18 protein-coding genes are annotated in these 19483 nt (G+C 57.6%); 3 read left to right on the top strand and 15 right to left on the bottom strand.

Features of this window, described 5'->3' with window-relative positions; translation table 11 throughout:
* Positions 1 to 42: 42 nt before the first annotated feature.
* The 3 genes from truA to pdxB form a co-directional block, all read right to left on the bottom strand.
* A complete protein-coding gene (truA, locus tag ABLV78_RS07145; protein WP_032708800.1) occupies positions 43 to 855 on the bottom strand; it encodes a tRNA pseudouridine(38-40) synthase TruA in 813 nt (270 codons plus the stop codon).
* Positions 855 to 1868 carry an aspartate-semialdehyde dehydrogenase gene (locus tag ABLV78_RS07140; RefSeq protein WP_045364476.1) on the bottom strand — a complete coding sequence of 338 codons (1014 nt, stop codon included), beginning with the start codon at positions 1866 to 1868 and terminating at the stop codon, positions 855 to 857. The genes truA and ABLV78_RS07140 overlap by 1 nt, the downstream gene beginning before the upstream one ends.
* 62 nt (positions 1869 to 1930) lie before the next feature.
* A complete protein-coding gene (gene pdxB, locus ABLV78_RS07135) occupies positions 1931 to 3067 on the bottom strand; it encodes a 4-phosphoerythronate dehydrogenase PdxB (RefSeq protein ID WP_045391501.1) in 1137 nt (378 codons plus the stop codon).
* Between the two features lie 109 nt (positions 3068 to 3176).
* On the opposite strand from pdxB, the gene flk reads away from it, so the two are divergent.
* Entirely contained in the window at positions 3177 to 4160 is a 984-nt protein-coding gene (gene flk / locus ABLV78_RS07130; protein WP_020078229.1) for a flagella biosynthesis regulator Flk, read from the top strand.
* Between the two features lie 42 nt (positions 4161 to 4202).
* On the opposite strand, the gene ABLV78_RS07125 is transcribed toward flk, so the two are convergent.
* A complete protein-coding gene (locus ABLV78_RS07125; protein ID WP_045391503.1) occupies positions 4203 to 5378 on the bottom strand; it encodes an MFS transporter in 1176 nt (391 codons plus the stop codon).
* A 138-nt stretch (positions 5379 to 5516) separates the two neighbouring features.
* On the bottom strand, positions 5517 to 6737 hold the full coding sequence (gene fabB, locus ABLV78_RS07120) for a beta-ketoacyl-ACP synthase I (RefSeq protein ID WP_015706178.1): 1221 nt from the start codon (positions 6735 to 6737) through the stop codon (positions 5517 to 5519).
* 158 nt (positions 6738 to 6895) lie between these two features.
* On the opposite strand from fabB, the gene mnmC reads away from it, so the two are divergent.
* Positions 6896 to 8884, top strand: a complete 1989-nt coding sequence (gene mnmC / locus ABLV78_RS07115) for a bifunctional tRNA (5-methylaminomethyl-2-thiouridine)(34)-methyltransferase MnmC2/FAD-dependent 5-carboxymethylaminomethyl-2-thiouridine(34) oxidoreductase MnmC1 (protein ID WP_047043356.1) — start codon at positions 6896 to 6898, stop codon at positions 8882 to 8884.
* Positions 8885 to 9252: 368 nt separating this feature from the next.
* Here the strand turns inward: mnmC and ABLV78_RS07110 are convergent, their stop codons facing one another.
* Genes ABLV78_RS07110 through prmB form a run of 6 tightly spaced genes read right to left on the bottom strand, consistent with a single transcriptional unit; the run spans position 9253 to position 13810 of the window.
* Complete coding sequence (locus ABLV78_RS07110) at positions 9253 to 9534, bottom strand: YfcL family protein (protein ID WP_045391507.1); 282 nt, start codon at positions 9532 to 9534, stop codon at positions 9253 to 9255.
* A 32-nt stretch (positions 9535 to 9566) separates the two neighbouring features.
* Positions 9567 to 10115: an elongation factor P hydroxylase gene (locus ABLV78_RS07105; protein ID WP_045391509.1), complete on the bottom strand. Its 549-nt coding sequence runs from the start codon at positions 10113 to 10115 to the stop codon at positions 9567 to 9569.
* Positions 10115 to 10924 carry a sulfite exporter TauE/SafE family protein gene (locus ABLV78_RS07100; protein ID WP_045391512.1) on the bottom strand — a complete coding sequence of 270 codons (810 nt, stop codon included), beginning with the start codon at positions 10922 to 10924 and terminating at the stop codon, positions 10115 to 10117. Before ABLV78_RS07100 ends, ABLV78_RS07105 begins: the two co-directional genes overlap by 1 nt.
* On the bottom strand, positions 10924 to 11748 hold the full coding sequence (gene mepA, locus ABLV78_RS07095; protein ID WP_015706180.1) for a penicillin-insensitive murein endopeptidase: 825 nt from the start codon (positions 11746 to 11748) through the stop codon (positions 10924 to 10926). The genes ABLV78_RS07100 and mepA overlap by 1 nt, the downstream gene beginning before the upstream one ends.
* A gap of 3 nt (positions 11749 to 11751) precedes the next feature.
* Positions 11752 to 12837, bottom strand: coding sequence for a chorismate synthase (gene aroC / locus ABLV78_RS07090; protein ID WP_165430574.1), 1086 nt, complete (start codon positions 12835 to 12837; stop codon positions 11752 to 11754).
* A 40-nt stretch (positions 12838 to 12877) separates the two neighbouring features.
* A complete protein-coding gene (gene prmB, locus ABLV78_RS07085; RefSeq protein ID WP_088389897.1) occupies positions 12878 to 13810 on the bottom strand; it encodes a 50S ribosomal protein L3 N(5)-glutamine methyltransferase in 933 nt (310 codons plus the stop codon).
* A gap of 166 nt (positions 13811 to 13976) precedes the next feature.
* Between prmB and smrB the strand changes: the two genes are divergently transcribed.
* Complete coding sequence (gene smrB, locus ABLV78_RS07080; RefSeq protein ID WP_045391516.1) at positions 13977 to 14528, top strand: endonuclease SmrB; 552 nt, start codon at positions 13977 to 13979, stop codon at positions 14526 to 14528.
* A gap of 23 nt (positions 14529 to 14551) precedes the next feature.
* Here smrB and sixA read toward each other — a convergent pair whose 3' ends face one another.
* The 4 genes from sixA to ABLV78_RS07060 all read right to left on the bottom strand — a co-directional run bounded on the left by sixA (position 14552) and on the right by ABLV78_RS07060 (position 19146).
* Entirely contained in the window at positions 14552 to 15037 is a 486-nt protein-coding gene (gene sixA, locus ABLV78_RS07075) for a phosphohistidine phosphatase SixA (RefSeq protein WP_045391518.1), read from the bottom strand.
* A gap of 210 nt (positions 15038 to 15247) precedes the next feature.
* Positions 15248 to 17392 (bottom strand): fatty acid oxidation complex subunit alpha FadJ, encoded by a 2145-nt coding sequence (gene fadJ, locus ABLV78_RS07070; RefSeq protein WP_088389894.1) that lies wholly within the window; start codon positions 17390 to 17392, stop codon positions 15248 to 15250.
* A complete protein-coding gene (fadI, locus tag ABLV78_RS07065) occupies positions 17392 to 18702 on the bottom strand; it encodes an acetyl-CoA C-acyltransferase FadI (protein WP_045391522.1) in 1311 nt (436 codons plus the stop codon). The genes fadJ and fadI overlap by 1 nt, the downstream gene beginning before the upstream one ends.
* Before the next feature lie 159 nt (positions 18703 to 18861).
* Positions 18862 to 19146 (bottom strand): YfcZ/YiiS family protein, encoded by a 285-nt coding sequence (locus ABLV78_RS07060; protein WP_015706185.1) that lies wholly within the window; start codon positions 19144 to 19146, stop codon positions 18862 to 18864.
* Positions 19147 to 19483: the final 337 nt, after the last annotated feature.

Here is a 19483-nt window from a genome sequence, read left to right as displayed (position 1 = left end):
AGCCTTTAGTGACAACCGCCCCCTGTTATGGGGGCGCTGATATTAGTCCGCCAAAAATAGCGGGCCCATCGGCATTACCGGCAGATCGAAATGGGCCGGATAATCCACCGACACCAGATACAATCCTTCCGCTTTCGCCGTCGCGGCAGCCAGAGTCCGGTCCTTCGCCGCCAGCAGTTCTGCAATCCAGCTCTCTGGCTGGTTTCCGGCGCCTACTTCCATCAGGCTGCCGACGATGTTCCTTACCATATGATGAACAAAAGCGTTCGCCTTGATATCCACCACCACATAAGCCCCGTGACGGGTCACGTTGATATGCATCACGTTGCGCCACGGCGTGCGCGACTGACATTGCACCGCGCGAAACGAGGTGAAGTCATTCTCGCCAATTAAACACTGCGCGGCGCGATGCATCCGCCCGGCATCCAGAGGGTGGTAATAATGCGTCACCCCCTGGCTTAACACCGCCGGACGCAGGCGGTGATTATAGATGACGTAACGGTAACGACGGGCCGTCGCGCTGAAGCGGGCGTGAAAATCGTCCGCAACATGCTTCACCCAACGCACGGCGATGTCACCAGGTAAATTCGCATTTACGCCCAGCGTCCACGCGGCGTCTTTACGCTGAGCGCGGGTTTCAAAGTGCACCACCTGGCCGGTACCGTGTACGCCGGCGTCGGTACGCCCGGCGCAGAATACGTGTACCGGTTCGGCCGCCACCTGCGACAGCGCCTTTTCCAGCTTTTCCTGCACGCTGCGCACTTCGTTTTGCCGCTGCCAGCCGTAGTATTTGCTGCCGTCGTACTCGATGCCCAGCGCGATTTTATACACCGGCTGCTGCTGTGCTTCAGACATCAGTACAAATACTCCTGAACCAGCTTCTCGGCGATTTTCACCGCCATCAGCGCGCCGCCAAAGCGCACGTTATCGGCAACCGACCAGAACTGAATCTGCTCGGGCATGCCGTAATCGTTATGCACGCAACCGATGGACAGACGCGCGTTACCGGAAGCATCGCCGACCTGCGTCGGGAACTCGCCCTCTTCAGAAAGCTCGATATCCTCGCCGCGGGTAAAGGCGTCGCGCGCCTCCTCCGCCGCTAGCGGACGCAGCGCTTCAAAATTCACCATCTGCGCATGACCATAGAAGACCGGCGATTGCACGACGCTCGCGGAAATCATCAGGCCGTCATCCTGGAGAATTTTGCGCGCTTCATCGACGATACGTCGTTCTTCGCGCACGCTACCTTCGCGATCCGGCAGAATCGGCAGCATATTGAATGCCAGCTGGCGACCAAAGAAATCGTCTTCATCAATCGGAATACCGTTCAGCAGCTTCGCGCTCTGCCCCGCCAGCGCATCGACCGCTTTTTTCCCCTGCGCCGAGGCAGACAGCAGGTTGGTAACGGTAATACGCGACAGGCCGCCATCATCGATCAGCGGTTTCAGCGCCGTCAGCAGCTGGCTGGTCAGGCTGTTTGGTACCGCAATCACGTTACGGTTGCGGTAGTCGCCGAGCACGAACGGGTTAACGTCCGGCACCACCAGCGGCACGTCCGGCTCCAGCGCGAACAGGCCGCTAAGATCGATAACCAGACAACCGGCGTTGGTGGCTTCTTCGACATACGCCGCGCTGGCTTCGACGCCTGCGGCGAAGAAAGCCAACTGGGCCTGGGTCCAGTCAAATTCGGCGGCGTCCTGCACGATGACCGATTTGCCACCATAACGCAGATGTTCGCCCGCGCTTTCATTGCGCGCCAGCGCATAAATTTCGCCTACCGGAAACTGGCGTTCAGCAAGGGTTTCAAGCAGGGCTTCGCCTACGGCGCCGGTTGCGCCCAGTACGGCAATATTCCAGCCTTCAGACATGGTGGTGTACTCCAGAAAATAGCGACCCTGCCGGATTATCCGACAGGGGCATTAAGAAGATATTAACGAACAGGATGATGTACGGCATTAAAACCGAGCTGACGCAGCAGCGTCGCTGCTTTTTCATCGCTGCACTGTACGTACAGGGACGACCATTCGCGGCGTTCCTGATAATTTTTACGCAGCTTGTCGAATTCGCCGGCAATGCCTGCCACTTTACGCAGCGGCGCATCATCGCGGCGCACATCATACACCAAATGGACCAGCCTTTTTAGCGTCGCCTGATCGAGCGGGCCGTGCAGAGTGATGCGGCCAAATTCCGGCGCTGGCAGTAGCGTATCCAGCGCCACCTGCTGCGGATGACCAATGAACGCGCTATAGGCTTCAAACACCTGAGTGGTGCCGCGCGCTTTGCCTTCAAGGGTATAACCGGCGATATGAGAGGTACCGATATCGACACGCGCCAGCAACTCAGTATTCAGATCCGGTTCGGGTTCCCAGACGTCGAGCACCACGCTCAGTTGCTGCCCGGCCTGCAAGCGCTTGAGCAGCGCCGCATTATCCACCACGGGGCCACGGCAGGCGTTAATCAGAATAGCCCCCGGCTGCAGGCGGCTAATCAGCGCTTCATCGGCAAGATGCAGCGTTTTATACTGTCCGTCTTTAAACAACGGCGTGTGGAACGTCAGGATATCCGCCTGCTGCACTAACTCGTCCAGGCTGCGGAAATCGCCTTCATCGCCGCGATCGGCGCGCGGCGGATCGCAGAGTAACGTTTTAATTCCCAGCGCTTCCAGACGTTTTTGCAAACGCCCGCCAACGTTGCCGACGCCGACGATACCGACGGTGCGGTCAGCCAGCGCGAATCCATCGCGCTCGGCGAGCATCAGCAGCGCCGAGAAAACATACTCCACCACCGCGATCGCATTACAGCCCGGCGCGGCGGAAAAGCCAATCCCCGCCTGCTGCAGCCACGCTTGATCGACATGATCGGTGCCTGCGGTGGCGGTGCCGACAAACTTAATCGTCTTACCGGAGAGCAGCGCTTCGTTCACCTTAGTAACGGAACGCACCATCAGCGCGTCGGCGTCGGTTAACGCTTCCTGCGGAATGGGACGACCGGGAACGGCCTGCACGTCTCCCAAACGGCTAAAAAGCTCACGCGCATAGGGCATATTTTCATCAACGAGGATTTTCACGGTTCAGTACCTGTCTGAGAACGAGAGTAAACCGGGGAAGTGTGCCATAATCTGGCCGCCAGGAACATCATCACCCGGCTTAAGTACAGCACTACGGTAAGGATTCATCATGACACCACCCGTTTCAGGTATGTCCGATCGCCCTCCGGGGACTGGCCCATCCGGCGCATCCGCCGTGGGTCCAAATGCGCTCACCATGCAGCAACGCACCGTTCTGGAGCGGCTGATAACGCGTCTGGTGACGCTGACATCGCAGCAAAACGCCGAAGTGTGGGCCTGCGTGAAGCACGATCTGGGTCTGAAAGGCGATACGCCGCTACTGGCGAGCCATTTCAGCGCGGCTGAGAGCAACCTGAATCAGCGCTTAAGTATCGCTCAGCAAAACCATCACCACCGGCAAATTCTCGCCCAACTCAGCGAACTGCTGACCCAGGGGAATAACCGTCAGGCGGTGAGCGATTATATCCGCCAGAATTATGGTCAAACCGTGCTGCATGCGCTGACCCAGGCGCAGCTGGAGAACGTGCTGCATCTGCTGCAAAACGGCCAGTTGGCGATCCCGCAGCCGCAGCAGCGTACGCCGACGCTGCGTCCTTTGCTGCCGGCGGAACATAACACCCTGAACCAGTTAGTGACCAAACTGGCCGCCGCAACCGGCGAATCGAGTAAGCTTATCTGGCAATCAATGCTTGAGCTGTGCGGCGTGAAATCCGGCGAGCTGATCCCCGCCACCCACTTCACCCCGCTCTCATACTGGCTGCAGGCGCGACAAACGCTGAGCGCGCAAACCGCACCGACGATGAATTCGCTGCAGGCAGCGCTTAAGCAACCGCTGGAGGCGCAGGAGTGGCAGAAAATCGCCGATTTCGCGCAAAGCAGCTGGCAGGTAACGCCAACGACGACCTTAACCAGCCCGCAAGTGCTAACGCTATTAAATAAAGTCTTTGCGCTACGCGTGGCCCGCGCCCAGGCGACAATGGCAATTACCCCGGTCGAGCCACTGCCCGCCCCCCATGCGGTGTATAGTAAAAAAGCGTGGACGGTGGCAATTGCGCTGCTGGTGGTGATTATTCTGCTGTGGCTGGTGCTGTAAGCCTAAAACAATAACGGCGGCCTGATAGCCGCCGTTATGCCTTTATTTACGTAGCGTCAACAGAGTGACCACAATCCCTAATACCGCGCAAATCGCCCCGGCAAGAAAAACGGATGCATAGCCCAACGAGGTGGCAAGCAGGCCAGTCAGCGGGCCGGTGACGCCGTAAGAGATATCCTGAAACGCGGCATAGCCGCCAAGCGCGGTGCCGCGAACCTGAGCCGGAACCCGTTTGACTACCTCAACGCCCAGCGCCGGGAAGATAAGCGAGCAACCGCAGCCGGTCAAAGCGGCGCCCGCCAGCGCCACCCAGGCGCCCGGCGCTTGCCACAGCAGCGTCAGGCCAATAGCTTCAATCAGTAGTGACACCATCGCCACCTTAATGCCGCCGAAGCGATCCGGCATCCAGCCGAACAGAATACGCATCAGGACAAAAGCGCCGCCAAACGCGGTCAACGTGAAGCCGGCCATCGCCCAGCCGTGGCTGGCGAAATAGAGCGAAACAAAGGTGCCGATTACCGCAAAGCCGACGCCCTGCAGGCCGAGACCAATCCCCGGCCGCCAGATCATGCCGATGACGCTCCATAGCGAAGGACGCTCGCCGCCGTGAGCGGGAACTTTACGGACCGTGCCGTTAATCGCCCACGCCAGCAACGGCAGCGCCATCGTGACGCAGGCCAGCGTCGCCACGCCGAAACGGCTGTAAATCAGCAGCCCCAGCGGCGCGCCCACCGCCAGCGCCCCATACATCGCCATGCCATTCCACGACATCACTTTACCGGAACGACGCGGGCCAACCAGCCCTAATCCCCAGCTTAAGTTGCCGGTCAGCAGTTGGCTTTCACCAAAACCGAGAATCAAACGGCCCAGCACCAGCAGGCCAAATTTGGCCATTACCGGCACCGGCAGCAGCGCCGCCGCCAGCCAGGCGCCGCCGGCCAGAGCACAGGCCAACATTCCTTGCAGCACCGAGCGTTTCGCGCCGTACTGATCGGCCAGTCTCCCGGCATAGCCGCGGGTTAAGACCGTGGCGAGAAACTGGATGCCGACGGCCACGCCGACGAGAGTGTTGCCAAAACCGAGATCGTGATGCACAAATAGTGGGATAACCGGTAGCGGCAACCCCACGGTCATATAGGTCAGAAAAACCGCAAAGGTAATGCGAAATAGCGAGAGATTCTCTGAAGCGTTGTTTATCGTTTTTGTCGCTGCGGACATGCGTTACCCCAGTTTTGCAGAGCAAGGCGAGAAGATGGAATGAGAATAATGGCGAGCAATTTGCCTTCTCTCGCCGGGCGCTGTCAAGACGTCAAAAAAAGGGGAGCCTGAGGCTCCCCTGGTTCTGTTTCGTACCAATTAGGCGTTGTATTTACGCATAACCAGAGTAGCGTTGGTGCCGCCGAAGCCGAAGCTGTTGGACATCACGGTGGTCAGCTGAGCATCGGTCGGTTTGGTGACGATGTTAAGGCCGGCAGCCTGCTCGTCCATCTCTTCGATGTTAATGCTTGGCGCGATAAATCCGTGCTCCAGCATCAGCAGAGAGTAGATGGCTTCCTGTACGCCTGCGGCGCCCAGAGAGTGGCCGGTCATCGCTTTGGTGGCGGAGATAGCCGGGCTATTGTCGCCGAAGACTTCGCGGATAGCGCCCAGCTCTTTCACGTCGCCTACCGGAGTAGAAGTGCCGTGGGAGTTCAGGTAGTCAATCGGGGTATCAACGCCGTGCATCGCCATCTGCATGCAGCGCACTGCGCCTTCGCCAGATGGCGCAACCATGTCCGCGCCATCGGAAGTCGCGCCGTAACCGACGATTTCCGCATAGATATGCGCGCCGCGCGCCAGCGCGTGTTCCAGCTCTTCAACCACGACCATGCCGCCGCCGCCCGCGATAACGAAACCGTCGCGGTTCGCATCATAGGTACGGGACGCTTTGTCCGGAGAATCGTTGTATTTGGTGGACAGCGCGCCCATGGCGTCGAACTCGCAAGCCATTTCCCAGCACAGCTCTTCGCCGCCGCCGGCAAAGACGATGTCCTGTTTGCCCAGCTGAATCTGTTCTACTGCGTTACCGATGCAGTGTGCGGAAGTGGCGCAAGCGGAGCTGATAGAGTAGTTGACGCCGTGGATTTTAAACGGCGTGGCGAGGCAGGCGGATACGCCGGAAGCCATCGCTTTGGTGACAACATATGGGCCCACGGCTTTCAGACCACGCGGGCTACGCATGGCATCGGCGCCGAAGACCTGGAATTTCGGGGAGCCGCCGCCGGAACCTGCAATCAGGCCGACACGCGGGTTGTTCTGGTATGCTTCCGGCGCCAGACCGGCGTCGGCTACCGCCTGCTCCATGGACAGATAAGCATAAATGGATGCGTCGCTCATAAAGCGCACTACTTTGCGGTCAATGAGGCCCGTGGTATCCAGTTTGACGTTGCCCCATACGTGGCTACGCATTCCTGAATCCTTCAGCTCCTGAGAGAAAGTGATCCCTGAACGTCCTTCACGCAGAGATGCCAGGACTTCCTGCTGGTTATTACCGATGCTGGAAACGATGCCCAAGCCAGTAATCACTGCACGTTTCATTCAATACCTCTGTAAGTCGCACTATTTTAAGTTTCGAGTCGCACAATAGCGTACACTTGTACGCCGAACAAGTCCGATCAGCCATTTTGTGTATAAATTTGCGCCTTCTGGCACACATCGTTAAGATCGCGCTACGCCTTGTGATTCGAGTAACTTACGTGAAACAAAACGCCATACAACCCGCCAACCTGGAATTCAACGCTGAGGGTACACCTGTTTCCCGAGATTTTGACGACGTTTATTTTTCTAATGACAACGGTCTGGAAGAGACGCGCTACGTTTTTCTCAACGGCAACCGGCTTGATAGCCGTTTCCCAACCCACCCGCGCCCGTTGTTTATCGTCGCGGAGAGCGGCTTCGGCACCGGGCTCAATTTCCTGACGCTGTGGCAGGCGTTTGCTGTTTTTCGTCGCGATAATCCGCAGGCTACGCTGCAAAGATTACATTTCATCAGTTTTGAAAAATTTCCGCTGAAGGCCGACGACCTGCGTCTGGCGCACCAGCACTGGCCGGAACTGGCGCCATGGGCTGAACAGCTACAGGCGCAGTGGCCGCTACCAATCGCGGGCTGCCACCGCCTGCTGCTCGACGATGGCCGCGTCACGCTGGATTTATGGTTTGGCGATATCAACGCGCTTACCGACCAGCTTGATGATTCCCTTAACCGCCAGGTCGACGCCTGGTTCCTCGACGGCTTCGCGCCGGCGAAAAATCCGGATATGTGGACGCCGGGGCTGTTTTCCGCCATGGCGCGCCTGGCCCGCCCCGGCGGCACGCTGGCGACCTTTACCTCAGCCGGTTTCGTGCGCCGCGGGCTGCAGGAGGCCGGTTTTAGCATGCAAAAACGCAAAGGCTTTGGCCGCAAGCGCGAAATGCTAATCGGCGAATTGACCGCCGACGCTCCGACGCTGGCGCGGACGCCATGGTTTGCCCGCAGCGGCAGCCAATCGCGCGAAGCGGCGGTGATCGGCGGTGGTATCGCCAGCGCCCTGCTCTCGCTGGCGCTGCTGCGTCGCGACTGGCAGGTGACGTTGTACTGCGCTGACGATGCGCCCGCCAGCGGCGCATCCGGCAATCGCCAGGGCGCGCTGTATCCGCTATTAAGCCAGCACGATCCAGCGCTGGCGCGCTTCTTCCCGGCGGCGTTTACTTTCGCGCGCCGCGTTTACGACGCGTTGCCAGTGGAATTCGATCATCAATGGTGCGGCGTAACCCAACTCGCCTGGGATGAAAAAAGCGCGCAGAAAATCGCCCAAATGTTGGCGTCAGATATACCTGCGGAGATCGCCCGCGCGGTGACGGCGGATCGGGTCGCTGAACTTACCGGCGTTGATACCGGCTGTGGCGGCATTACCTATCCTGCCGGCGGCTGGCTGTGCCCGCAGCAGTTGACGGCAGAATTGCTGTCGCTGGCGGCAACGCAGGGACTACGCAGCCACTTCGGTTATCCCGTTGAAACGCTCAGCGCGGAGGGCGACGGCTGGTTGCTCAATCAGCAGCATCATCATCAGGCGGTGGTACTGGCGAACGGACATCGCCTGACTGATTTTGCCCAGACCGCGCAGTTGCCGGCTTATCCGGTCGGCGGCCAGGTTAGCCATATCCCCACCACGCCGGGGCTTTCCGCCCTGCGCCAGGTGTTATGCTATGACGGCTATCTGACGCCACAAAATCCCGCGAATCAGCAACACTGTATCGGCGCCAGCTATCATCGCGGCAAGACAGATACCGATTTCAGCGCCGAAGATCAGATGCAAAATCGCCAGCGCCTGATTGATTGTTTCCCGCAGGCGGCATGGGCAAAAGAGGTGGATGTTAGCGGCAACGACGCCCGCTGTGGCGTACGCTGCGCCACCCGCGACCACCTGCCGATGGTGGGCAATGTTCCGGATTATGAGAAAACGTTGACGCAGTACGCCACGCTTCACGAACAGCAGGAAAATGTCGACAGCGCGCCGGTTTATCACAATCTGTTTATGCTCGCGGCATTGGGATCTCGTGGGCTGTGCACCGCGCCATTGAGCGCCGAACTGCTGGCCGCGCAGATGAGTGAAGAACCGCTGCCGCTGGATAGCGACACGCTGGCGGCGCTGAATCCGAATCGGCTGTGGGTGAGAAAACTGCTGAAGGGAAAAGCGGTAAAATAACGGCGACTTGCGCCTTATCCGGCCTACGGTCCGTGCAGTCTGCCGTTAATTTATTCACTACGCAGGCTAAAACTGCCGGCGCTGGTGGCCTAAAAACCCCCGGTGGCGCTGCCGCTTACCGGGGCTACAGCGCTGTGCGATTTGGTAGCCCGGAAGGCCCTGTGCGCTCTCTGCGCCACGGAAAACATATTGCAGAAGAATTAACCGGGAGCGCAAGATACTCTGGAGCGAAACGAGATAAATGCTTTCTCAAGATAAAAGTTGCAAACCGATAACAGTATCTACAGCCTGGTAGCCCCGGTAAGCGCAGCGCGACCGGGGAGAGTCTCCGGATGTCGGCTAACGCCTCATCCGGATGACATCAGTTATCAGGCCTGATTTTTCGCCTGCTGGTACAGGTTATTCCACATCCCCTGCACCAGAATCTGGTCCGGCGGCGACAGTTCGCCCGCGCTAATAGCCTTTTCCAGGCTGCTGGCGACTTTATCATTAATCGCCTGCGCCGAGTGCTCCCCTTCCCCTTCCAGCTCGGCCACCGCCAGCGTCAGGTGGCCGCGCAGATAACCGCCAGCAAACAGTTCGTCATCACTGGCGTGGTCTACCATATCGTCAATTAACGCCAGAATGCGTGATTCAAACTCCGCGATCATCGTCTTTCCTCTTTCATTTGTAATTCGTGGCTTTAGTGCAGGTCTTCCGGCCACGGAAATTGTTCTGCCGTCAGCGGCGGCGTTTGGTAATACTGTTGCAGCGCGCGAATAAAGCGCGCCGGGCGCTCAGGGATCCCCTGCTCCAGATAAGTCATCACCTGGGCATGCACGCGCCGCTGAAACGCAATACGGTCGGGTTCAAAGTCGCCTTCCAGGTTGTCGCAGCTGACGTTAAATGGAAATCCCGCCGCCGTACAGAACAACCAGTCAAAAGCCTGTGGCTTAACCTCGACGTCTTCGAACTTGCTTTGCGTCATTGCATCGCGGCCGTCCGGGCAGTACCAGTAACCAAAATCCACCAGCTCGCGCCGCGCCTTGCCGGCGATACACCAGTGGGAAATTTCGTGCAGCGCGCTGGCGTAAAAGCCGTGGGCAAACACGATCCGGTTATAGGGCACTTCGCTATCTGCAGGAAGATAGATCGGTTCGTCGTCGCCTTTAATCAGACGGGTATTAAAATCATCGGCAAAGCAGCCGTCAAAGATCTCGACCAACTGCTGATAATGGTGTTGCTGTTGCATTAGTGAATTCCCAACCACTGCAAAATCTCAGCCCCGTGGCTGTCGTAAAGAAGTTTAGCGCTCATCACCGCGGAGACGATGACGATCATCGGCCGAATCAGCGACTGTCCTTTACTCAGCACCAGCCGCGAACCGGCGCGAGCGCCGATAAACTGCCCGGCCATCATCACAAAACCGGTAGCCCAAATCACTTTGCCGCCAATAATAAACAGCAGCAGTCCGCCAATATTGGAGGTGGCGTTTAGCAGTTTGGCGTGAGCGGTGGATTTCGCCAGATTAAACCCGGCGAGCGTCACAAAGGCCAGCGCATAAAAAGAACCGGCGCCGGGGCCAAAAAAACCATCGTAGAAACCAACGCTGCCGCCAGCGACCAGCGCGAACGGCAAGCCATACAGGCGACGCTGACGATCGGATTCCCCGAGCTTCGGCATCAGCAAAAAGTACAGCCCGATGCCAATCACCAGCAGCGGCAGGATTTGCTTTAAAATATCGGACTGCACGTGCTGCACCAGCAGCGCGCCCGCCGTCGAGCCGATAAAAGTCATCAGAATATTGAGTTTCTGATCGGCGAGATTCACTACCTTGCGACGGATAAAATAGAGCGTCGCGGAAATGGAACCGCCGCAGGCCTGTAGCTTGTTGGTCGCCAACGCCTGAGCGGGCGGCATACCCGCCGCCATCAGCGCCGGGACGGTCAACAACCCGCCGCCGCCGGCTAAGGAATCAATAAATCCGGCCAGAATTGCGACAAAAAAGAGCGCCACCAGAACCATTGGCGACACCATAAACAGCTCGGCAAAACTATCCATTAGAGAAGATGCTCATCCAGTAGCGCCTGACAGGAAGGCGGCAGCGGAGGCGGCGTCTTCTTCACAGGTGGGGTTGACCCAGGTTTAGGCGGTTCAAACCAGCTTTGCAGCTCGGCTCCGCAGCCATCGCCAGCCGGCGGCGGCGCTTGATCTTCGCACTCGAGGCTGCCCGCCGGGCAGCGCAGGCGCACGTGCATATGGGCGCGATGCTGGAACCACGGGCGGACTTTGCGTAGCCATTGGCGATCGTTACCGGCATCGAGGCACAATTGCTGTTTGATAGCCGGGTTGACGAAAATACGTGTTACATCGTTATCTTCCGCCGCCATTTTAATCAGATTGCTGATTTGCGGGCTCCACAGCGACGGCACCACCCGCTTGCCATCGCGGGCGACTAAGTCCAGCGCCTGTGGTTTCAGCAGTTGCGCGGAGGTCCAGCGGGTCTGCGGCAGTTGCAGGAAAATATCAACATCCAGGCCCGACTGATGGCTGGCGTGGCCGCCGTTAAAGCGCCCGCCGGCAGGCATGCCCATATCGCCAATCAGCACCGTCCCCATACCTTTATTGTGCGCCTGCAAACTCAGTCGCTGAATAAACTGCACGAGATCCGGGTGGCCGAAGTAGCGCCGCTGATCGGTACGCATCACCTGGTAATCAGGGGAGTTCAACGGTAACGGCTGGGCGCCGACGATGCAGCCATTGGCAAACGCGCCAATAGATTGAGCGCTGCCGCTAATCGGCTGGGATATTTTCTGCCACGGCGTCGCCGCCAGGCTGGCGGTGCTGGCCAACAGCGCCAGCAGTGCGATAACGGTATTTTTCATCGGTTACCAGCGTGGAATTGTTGTCGTCACGTCGCCATTCTGCGCGCGCTGACGCATAAAGTGATCCATTAACACGATAGCCAGCATGGCCTCGGCGATTGGAACCGCGCGAATGCCGACGCACGGATCGTGACGCCCTTTGGTGATCATTTCGACTTCTTCGCCGAAGCGGTTAATCGTATGACCGGGAACGGTAATACTGGAGGTTGGCTTCAGCGCGATGTTAGCAACAATTTGCTGGCCGCTGCTGATACCGCCAAGAATGCCGCCGGCGTGGTTACTCTGGAAGCCGTCTTTGGTGATTTCGTCGCGGTTTTCACTGCCGCGCAGTTTGACCACCTCAAAACCATCGCCGATTTCTACCCCTTTCACCGCGTTGATGCTCATCAGCGCGTGGGCGATATCGGCATCCAGACGGTCGAAGACCGGCTCGCCGAGGCCCGGAGGAACGCCATCCGCCACGACGGTCACTTTCGCGCCGATCGAGTCGCCCTCTTTTTTCAGGCCGCGCATCAGTTCATCCAGCGCCTCGATTTTATCCGGATCCGGGCAGAAGAATGGGTTCTGCTCAACCTGATCCCAGTCTTTGATAGCCAGCGGAATATCGCCCATCTGCGTCAGGCAGCCGCGGATAACAATACCGAATTTGGCCGCGAGGAATTTTTTGGCAATCGCCCCGGCCGCCACGCGCATCGCGGTTTCACGCGCGGACGAACGCCCGCCGCCGCGATAGTCGCGCAGGCCATATTTCTGCTCGTAGGTGTAATCCGCATGTCCCGGACGGAACACATCTTTGATAGCGCCGTAGTCCTGAGAACGCTGATCGGTGTTTTCAATCAGCAGGCCAATGCTGGTGCCGGTGGTCACGCCTTCGAAGACGCCAGAGAGGATTTTCACCTGGTCCGGTTCGCGGCGCTGGGTGGTGTAACGCGATGTCCCAGGGCGACGGCGATCCAGGTCGTGCTGCAGGTCGGCTTCGGTCAGCGGAATGCCTGGCGGCACCCCGTCGACGATGCAGCCCAGCGCCAGGCCGTGCGATTCGCCGAAGGTGGTGACGCGAAAGAGTTGTCCAATTGTATTTCCTGCCATCACGGCTCCGTTCTTTTCGTTATGTTTGCGTGTTGTTTTTTTAGTCTTTATAAATGCCGAAATGCGCGCGCGCCTCAATGAGCTGCTGTTTAGTCAGCATAAAGACGCCATCACCGCCGTTATCAAACTCAAGCCAGGTGAACGGCACGTCCGGGTACTGCTCCATCAGATGTACCATGCTGTTACCGACTTCACAAATCAGAATACCGTCGTCGTTGAGGTAATCCGGCGCGCAGCCGAGAATGCGGCGCGTCAGCTTCAGGCCATCGCTACCGGAAGCCAGACCCAGAACCGGCTCGTGTTCATATTCATCCGGCAGATCGGCCATATCTTCTTCATCAACATACGGCGGGTTGGTCACGATCAGATCGTACTGCAGCTTCGGCAGATCGCGGAACAGATCGGAGCGGATCGGGGTAACCTGGTTAATCAGGCCATGTTCTTCAACGTTATGTTCGGCAACGGCCAGCGCGTCCGGGGAGATATCGACAGCGTCGACTTCGGCTTCCGGGAAGGCATAGGCGCAGGCGATAGCAATGCAGGCGCTACCGGTACACATATCGAGAATATGTTGCGGTTTATGGTTTATCAGCCCGGCGAACTGGTTATTGATCAGTTCGCCAATCGGCGAACGCGGTACCAGCACGCGCTCATCGACATAGAATTCATGGCCGCAGAACCACGCTTTGTTGGTCAGGTAAGCGACGGGAATACGTTCGTTGACGCGGCGAATCACGCGCTCGACGATACGATGTTTTTCGCTGGAGGTCAGGCGCGCGGCGCGCATATCTTCCGGTATATCTAACGGCAGGTACAGTGAGGGTAATACCAGCTGTACGGCCTCATCCCACGGGTTATCGGTACCATGACCGTACCAGATGTTGGCGGCGCTAAAACGACTTACCGCCCAACGCAGCATGTCCTGAATGGTCTGCAGCTCATTGACCGCTTCATCAACAAAAATTTTATCCACGCAATCCTCCAGGGCACGCTCTGCTATAAATTCGGCGGCTAGTTTGCCACGACGGCGGCGATAAATCAGCATTCTTGCGCAGCAGGAGTGGGGAAAAATAGGTTTTCCTTGCCTGAAGCGCGGGCGAGTCGGGTAAACTACCGAAAAGAAATAGTGAGATTGGGCAATGAAAAAGAAAACACCGCTAAGCGCGGAGGATCAGGCGCTGTTCCGCCAGCTAATGACCGGCACCCGGCAAATTAAACAGGACACCATCGTACACCGCCCGCAGCGCAAGAAACTCAGCGAGGTACCGCCCAAGCGATTGCTGCAGGAACAGGTGGATAACAGCCACTATTTTTCCGACGAATTTCAGCCGTTGCTCAATACGGAAGGCGCGATGAAGTACGTGCGCGCGGATGTTAGCCATTTTGAGCTGAAAAAACTGCGCCGCGGCGACTATTCGCCGGAGCTGTTTCTCGATCTGCACGGTTTAACCCAACAGCAGGCGAAACAAGAACTCGGCGCGCTGATTGCCGCCTGCCGCCGCGAACACGTCTTCTGCGCCTGCGTGATGCACGGGCACGGCAAACATATCCTCAAGCAGCAAACGCCGCTGTGGCTGGCGCAACATCCGCATATTATGGCGTTCCATCAGGCACCAAAAGAGTACGGCGGCGATGCCGCGCTATTGGTACTGATTGAAGTTGAAGAGTGGTTGCCGCCGGAGCTTCCGTAAACGGAAGCTCCGGGGGGAAAGCCTTAGATTGCTTTCGCCATTCTCAAATTGCAGGGGCTCATCTGCCAGGTGAATTCGCCCTTGCCGTCGGCGTCGAGGGTGACGCAGGCAATGGCTGAGGTCGTAAACATCGGGGGCGTTTCCCCCGGGCACAGCTCTGAGACGAGGTACCCCACCAGCGGCAGGTGTGAAACGACCAGCGCCGTTTTCACGCCTTCATTTGCCAGCGCCTGAAGATAAGCGCTGACCATCCCTACATCGCCGCATGGCGTGAGTTCCGGCATCACGTCGACATCTTTCGGCAGGTTCATGCACTCCCCTACTATGTCCAGAGTTTGCTCTGCACGCAGGTAAGGGCTGACAAGCACCCGCTCAATATCCACTTTTTGACCTTTCAGCCAGGTTGCCATCTGACGAGATTCGTCACAACCGCAAACGGTTAAGGGACGAACGGAGTCACTGGCTGCATCGAGGGCAGCGTCGCCGTGACGCATGATAAAAACTTGCATATTGCACCGCTTTTGTTAACCAGAATCACCGCAACTCGCTCTGCGTAAACAATACGCAGGCGACCCGGTGGCCGGGCATTGTGCCTGATCCATCCAACGAATGAAACGCTGTTTTTTACCTCAATGGCGTAAGTATAGTCAATATTTGTTTACAAAACAGCCAATCAACAGCGCCAGCCAACGTTGGATTTACCTTCTTTTGACCACAACTTAGGTCGTCCGTTCACCAGTGGGCCAAAAGGTCGCCCCCTGCTCGGCCATGCGTAATAAGGTGTCGCACGGAGAAAAACGAGGGCCGTACTGTGCGGCCAGACGCTGCAAGATTGCGGCGACTTCACCCGCGCCGAGGCTATCCATATAGCGGAACGGGCCGCCGAGAAACGGCGGAAAACCTATACCAAAGACGGCGCCGATGTCGCCATCGCGCGCGCTGCGCACGATCTGTTCATCAAAACAGCGCGCCGCTTCGTTGAGCATCATCATCACGCAGCGTTCAGCAACCTGCTGAGCAGACAAACGCGCCTGCGGACTGGCTACTGCCACTAATGGGTAAATAGCGGGGTCAGCCCGTTTTTTGCTTTTACGCCTTTTTGTCTCATAAAGATAGAAACCGCGATTATTTTTTCTCCCTTTGCGATCGTCCTTCAAAATCGCGTCAATGATGTTTGCAGGCGGGCTAAAACGTTCACCAAAAGCGGTCTCCAGTACCGGGATAATCTTAGTGCCGGTATCAATGCCGACTTCATCCAGCAACTGAATAGGTCCGACCGGGAAACCAAATTTAACCAATGCATTATCAATATGTTCAACCGGCTCGCCTTCCAGCAGCAGGCGCATGGCTTCATTGATATAGGGCGCCAGAATACGGTTAACATAAAAACCGGCGCGATCCGCGACCACGATCGGCGTTTTCCCCTGCAGCTTCGCGAGCTTGACCACCGTGGCGATAGTTTGCTCATCAGTCGTTGCGTGCGGGATAACCTCAACCAGCGGCATTTTTTCGACCGGGCTGAAAAAATGCAGACCGATGACCTTCTCCGGCCGGGCGGCCTGAGCGGCGATCTCGCCGATCGGTAACGATGAGGTGTTAGAGGCAAAGATCGTTTGCGGCCCGCAGCATTGTTCGATCTCGGCAACCATCCGCTGCTTGAGCGCCAGCTCCTCAAACACCGCTTCGATCACCACATCGCGATGGGCAAAGCCATGATAATCTGTGGCGCCGGAAATCAGCGCCAGCTGACGATCGCGTTCACTGGCGCGCAGATAGCGGCGACGCACCTGCTTATCCAGCAGATCCCAGCTGTACTTCAGCGCATGATTGATGCCTTTCGCCTGAATGTCTTTTATGCGTACCGGCAGACCGCCTTTACAAGCGGTGACGTAAGCAATACCGCCTCCCATTAAACCACCGCCTAGCACGCCAATGCTATTAAGCGCAGCAGGGTCAGCCTCGGCGCCACGATCTTTTTTCAGATCGGTACTGGCAAAGAAAATAGAGCGTAACGCTTGCGATTGCGGCGTCATCGCCAGTTCGCCAAACGCCCGCGCCTCTTCTGCATAACCGCTGCTGCAGCCGTGCGCCAGTCCGTTTTCTATCACCTGTAAAATACGCTCTGCCGCCGGGTAATTACCCTGCGTTTTTTGCCGGGTCTTTTTTGCCGCCATGCGGAACAGCAGCTGACGGCCCAGAGGCCCGGCAAGCACCCGTTCGCGCGCCGGTACTGTTCGGCTCGCCGGCCGGCCCTGTAGCGCCAACTCAACCGCGGTCTGTAGCAATATCGATTGCGGGACAACATCGTCCACCAGACCGGCTTTCAGCGCCTGACGCGGACGCAATTGTTTACCGGTGAGGATCATTTCGAGCGCCGTACTGACGCCAATCAGCCGCGGCAGGCGTTGAGTGCCGCCCGATCCCGGTAGCAACCCCAGCTGTACTTCCGGCAATCCCAACCGCGTTTTATCATCATCGCTACAGACTCGCCCATGACAGGCCAGCGCCAGCTCCAGGCCGCCGCCAAGGCAGGCGCCGTGAATGGCGGCAATCACCGGGATAGAAAGCGCGTTGATCTCGGCCATGATCTGCTGACCCTGACGCGCCAGCGCTTCGGCCTCTGCGGCGCTGGTACAACGAGCAATCATGTTGATATCGGCGCCGGCGATAAAGTTATCGGGTTTAGCGGAGATAAATACAGCGCCGCGCAGCGCTTTATTCTCGCGGAGCTGACGGATAATCGCCCGTACCTCGCCGCCGAACTCGGCTTTCAGTGTGTTCATCTTTTCGCCGGGCGCGTCGATGGTGATAACGGCGATATTATCCGGGCGAATTTCAAGCGTAAAAGCTGTTGCCGCTTCCATTATTCGGCCTCCAGAACCATAGCGGAACCTAAACCCCCTGCCGCGCAGGCAGTGACCAAACCAAATCCGCCGCCGCGGCGCCGGAGTTCATGCAAGGTCTGCGTAATCATGCGCGCGCCGGTCGCCGCAAAGGGGTGTCCGTAGGCGATAGAGCCGCCCAGCACATTGAACTTGCTGGCATCGACTTCCCCGGTCGCCTGCGCGCGGCCCAGAACTTCCCGGGCGAAACGATTGCTGGCTAAACATTGTAAATTCGCCAACGTCTGCGCCGCGAAAGCCTCATGCATATCAATCAGCGTGAGGTCTGCAAGGGTAATTCCGGCCCTGTCGAGCGCCAGGGGAGTCGCCCACGCAGGGCCCAGCAGCATATCCTGCCAGACATCAATAGCGGTGAAAGCGTAGCTACGCAGATAGCCCAGCGGCGTTAACCCCAACTCTTTGGCCCGGGATTCGGTCATCATGATCACCGCGGCGGCGCCGTCGGTAAGCGGCGTACTGTTTGCCGCCGTGACGCTACCGTGTTTGCGATCGAACGCCGGACGTAACTTCTGGTAATCCGCGAGGGTTGAATTTTTACGAATATTGTTGTCCTGTTCCAGCGGCTCGCGATAAGGCGGCACATAGGCCGTCATCACTTCACTGGCCAATTTGCCCTCTTCCCAGGCGCGGGCGGCAAGCTGATGCGAGCGCAGCGCCAGCGCGTCCTGATCTTCACGGCTGATGCCCCAGGTTTTCGCCATCTGCTCAGCGGTATCGCCCATCCGCAGGCCGGTTGAGTATTCCGCGACAGCTGGCGGCACCGGTAAAAGATCGCGCAGGCGCAGGCGGGAAAAGAGTTTTAGCCGTTGACCAAGGGTACGCGCTTTATTGGCATCCACCAGGGTGCGGGCCAGTTTTTTACTCACGCCGATGGGGAGAACGGAGGAGGAATCCGCGCCGCCGGCAATGCCCGCGCGGATCGTGCCGGCCATCAGGCTTTCGGCAATATTGGCTACCGCCTGAAAACTGGTGGCACAGGCGCGACTAACACTATAGGCGTCGGTATGCACATTCATGCCGGTACCGAGCACGATTTCACGAGCAATATTAGGCGCTTCCGGCATCTGCACAACCTGGCCAAAGACCAGCTGTTCAATCACTTCCGGGGGAACTTCACTGCGCGCCAGCATTTCGCCGACGACCATTTTACCCAGATCAACGGCCGGAACGCCGTGATACGCCGTCGCCTGACGGGCAAATGGGGTACGTAAACCGCTGACAATGGCAATGCGATCGCCCTGACGGGTGATAAGCGGTAATGCCTGACTCATAACACTCCCCTGTTAACCGATAAAACCAAGTGGTCTGACCTGATAACTAGTCTTAACTAATTTTTTACATTAAGCCAATCGGGGAAGAGAAAAAGTGGGAGCCAAAACACATTGAATAGAAAAGATAACGCCTCAGGAAAGAGGCGTTAAGAGAGAGGATTAACGTAACCCCAGCTGGAAGATCAGCGATTCCGCTTCGCAGCTAAAAACAAAATCGATATTCAGCTGCACGCCGCCGTCAACATCGGTGAACGTCGAGTTAATTTTGCACGGTTCAGACTCAACATTGCGGGCTTTTTCGCTCAGCGCGGCGAGCGTCGCTTCCGCTTCAGCGCGGTTGGCAAACACGCGGCTGTAGGAGGCGGTGCAGTCGGTGTTGTCCACAATGGTGCCAACATCCATACAGCAGCAAACTGGGGTTTCATCAGCGCTACATTTACTCATCGTAGATTTCCTCTGTATATGCACCTTTGGTGCCAGACAAATAATGCGCCTATTTTACGCCCGCCCCCGGCCGCCCTCCAGTTGTTAATAGCAAGAAAACGGTTAAGTGACAGAAATCACACTTAAAAATGATCCAAAACAAAAATGCCCCACTTTGGGCATGACGCACCGGGGCAATTTTGCCAGCTGGATCGCGTTTCTGTTATCACAATTGAAAAATCTCATAAACAAACTTGCAACAACTCATCTGGTCAGACCTATACTCAGGCCACTGGTCTGATTTCTCTGTCGTAAAGCAGACCCTACACTTCGCGCTTCTGTTACGGCATGTAACATA

The organism is Klebsiella sp. CN_Kp075 (assembly GCF_040065055.2).
GTDB classification, from domain to species: domain Bacteria; phylum Pseudomonadota; class Gammaproteobacteria; order Enterobacterales; family Enterobacteriaceae; genus Klebsiella; species Klebsiella aerogenes.
Note: the sequence above shows the minus strand (reverse complement) of the source record. Positions and strands in the feature narration are given on the sequence as shown.

Coding starts and splice junctions, on each gene's coding strand:
- truA (WP_032708800.1), bottom strand. CDS start 855: ATGTCTGAAGCACAGCAGCAGCCGGTGTATAAAATCGCGCTGGGCATC.
- ABLV78_RS07140 (WP_045364476.1), bottom strand. CDS start 1,868: ATGTCTGAAGGCTGGAATATTGCCGTACTGGGCGCAACCGGCGCCGTA.
- flk (WP_020078229.1), top strand. CDS start 3,177: ATGACACCACCCGTTTCAGGTATGTCCGATCGCCCTCCGGGGACTGGC.
- ABLV78_RS07125 (WP_045391503.1), bottom strand. CDS start 5,378: ATGTCCGCAGCGACAAAAACGATAAACAACGCTTCAGAGAATCTCTCG.
- fabB (WP_015706178.1), bottom strand. CDS start 6,737: ATGAAACGTGCAGTGATTACTGGCTTGGGCATCGTTTCCAGCATCGGT.
- ABLV78_RS07110 (WP_045391507.1), bottom strand. CDS start 9,534: ATGATCGCGGAGTTTGAATCACGCATTCTGGCGTTAATTGACGATATG.
- ABLV78_RS07105 (WP_045391509.1), bottom strand. CDS start 10,115: ATGCAACAGCAACACCATTATCAGCAGTTGGTCGAGATCTTTGACGGC.
- ABLV78_RS07100 (WP_045391512.1), bottom strand. CDS start 10,924: ATGGATAGTTTTGCCGAGCTGTTTATGGTGTCGCCAATGGTTCTGGTG.
- mepA (WP_015706180.1), bottom strand. CDS start 11,748: ATGAAAAATACCGTTATCGCACTGCTGGCGCTGTTGGCCAGCACCGCC.
- aroC (WP_165430574.1), bottom strand. CDS start 12,837: ATGGCAGGAAATACAATTGGACAACTCTTTCGCGTCACCACCTTCGGC.
- smrB (WP_045391516.1), top strand. CDS start 13,977: ATGAAAAAGAAAACACCGCTAAGCGCGGAGGATCAGGCGCTGTTCCGC.
- sixA (WP_045391518.1), bottom strand. CDS start 15,037: ATGCAAGTTTTTATCATGCGTCACGGCGACGCTGCCCTCGATGCAGCC.
- fadJ (WP_088389894.1), bottom strand. CDS start 17,392: ATGGAAGCGGCAACAGCTTTTACGCTTGAAATTCGCCCGGATAATATC.
- fadI (WP_045391522.1), bottom strand. CDS start 18,702: ATGAGTCAGGCATTACCGCTTATCACCCGTCAGGGCGATCGCATTGCC.
- ABLV78_RS07060 (WP_015706185.1), bottom strand. CDS start 19,146: ATGAGTAAATGTAGCGCTGATGAAACCCCAGTTTGCTGCTGTATGGAT.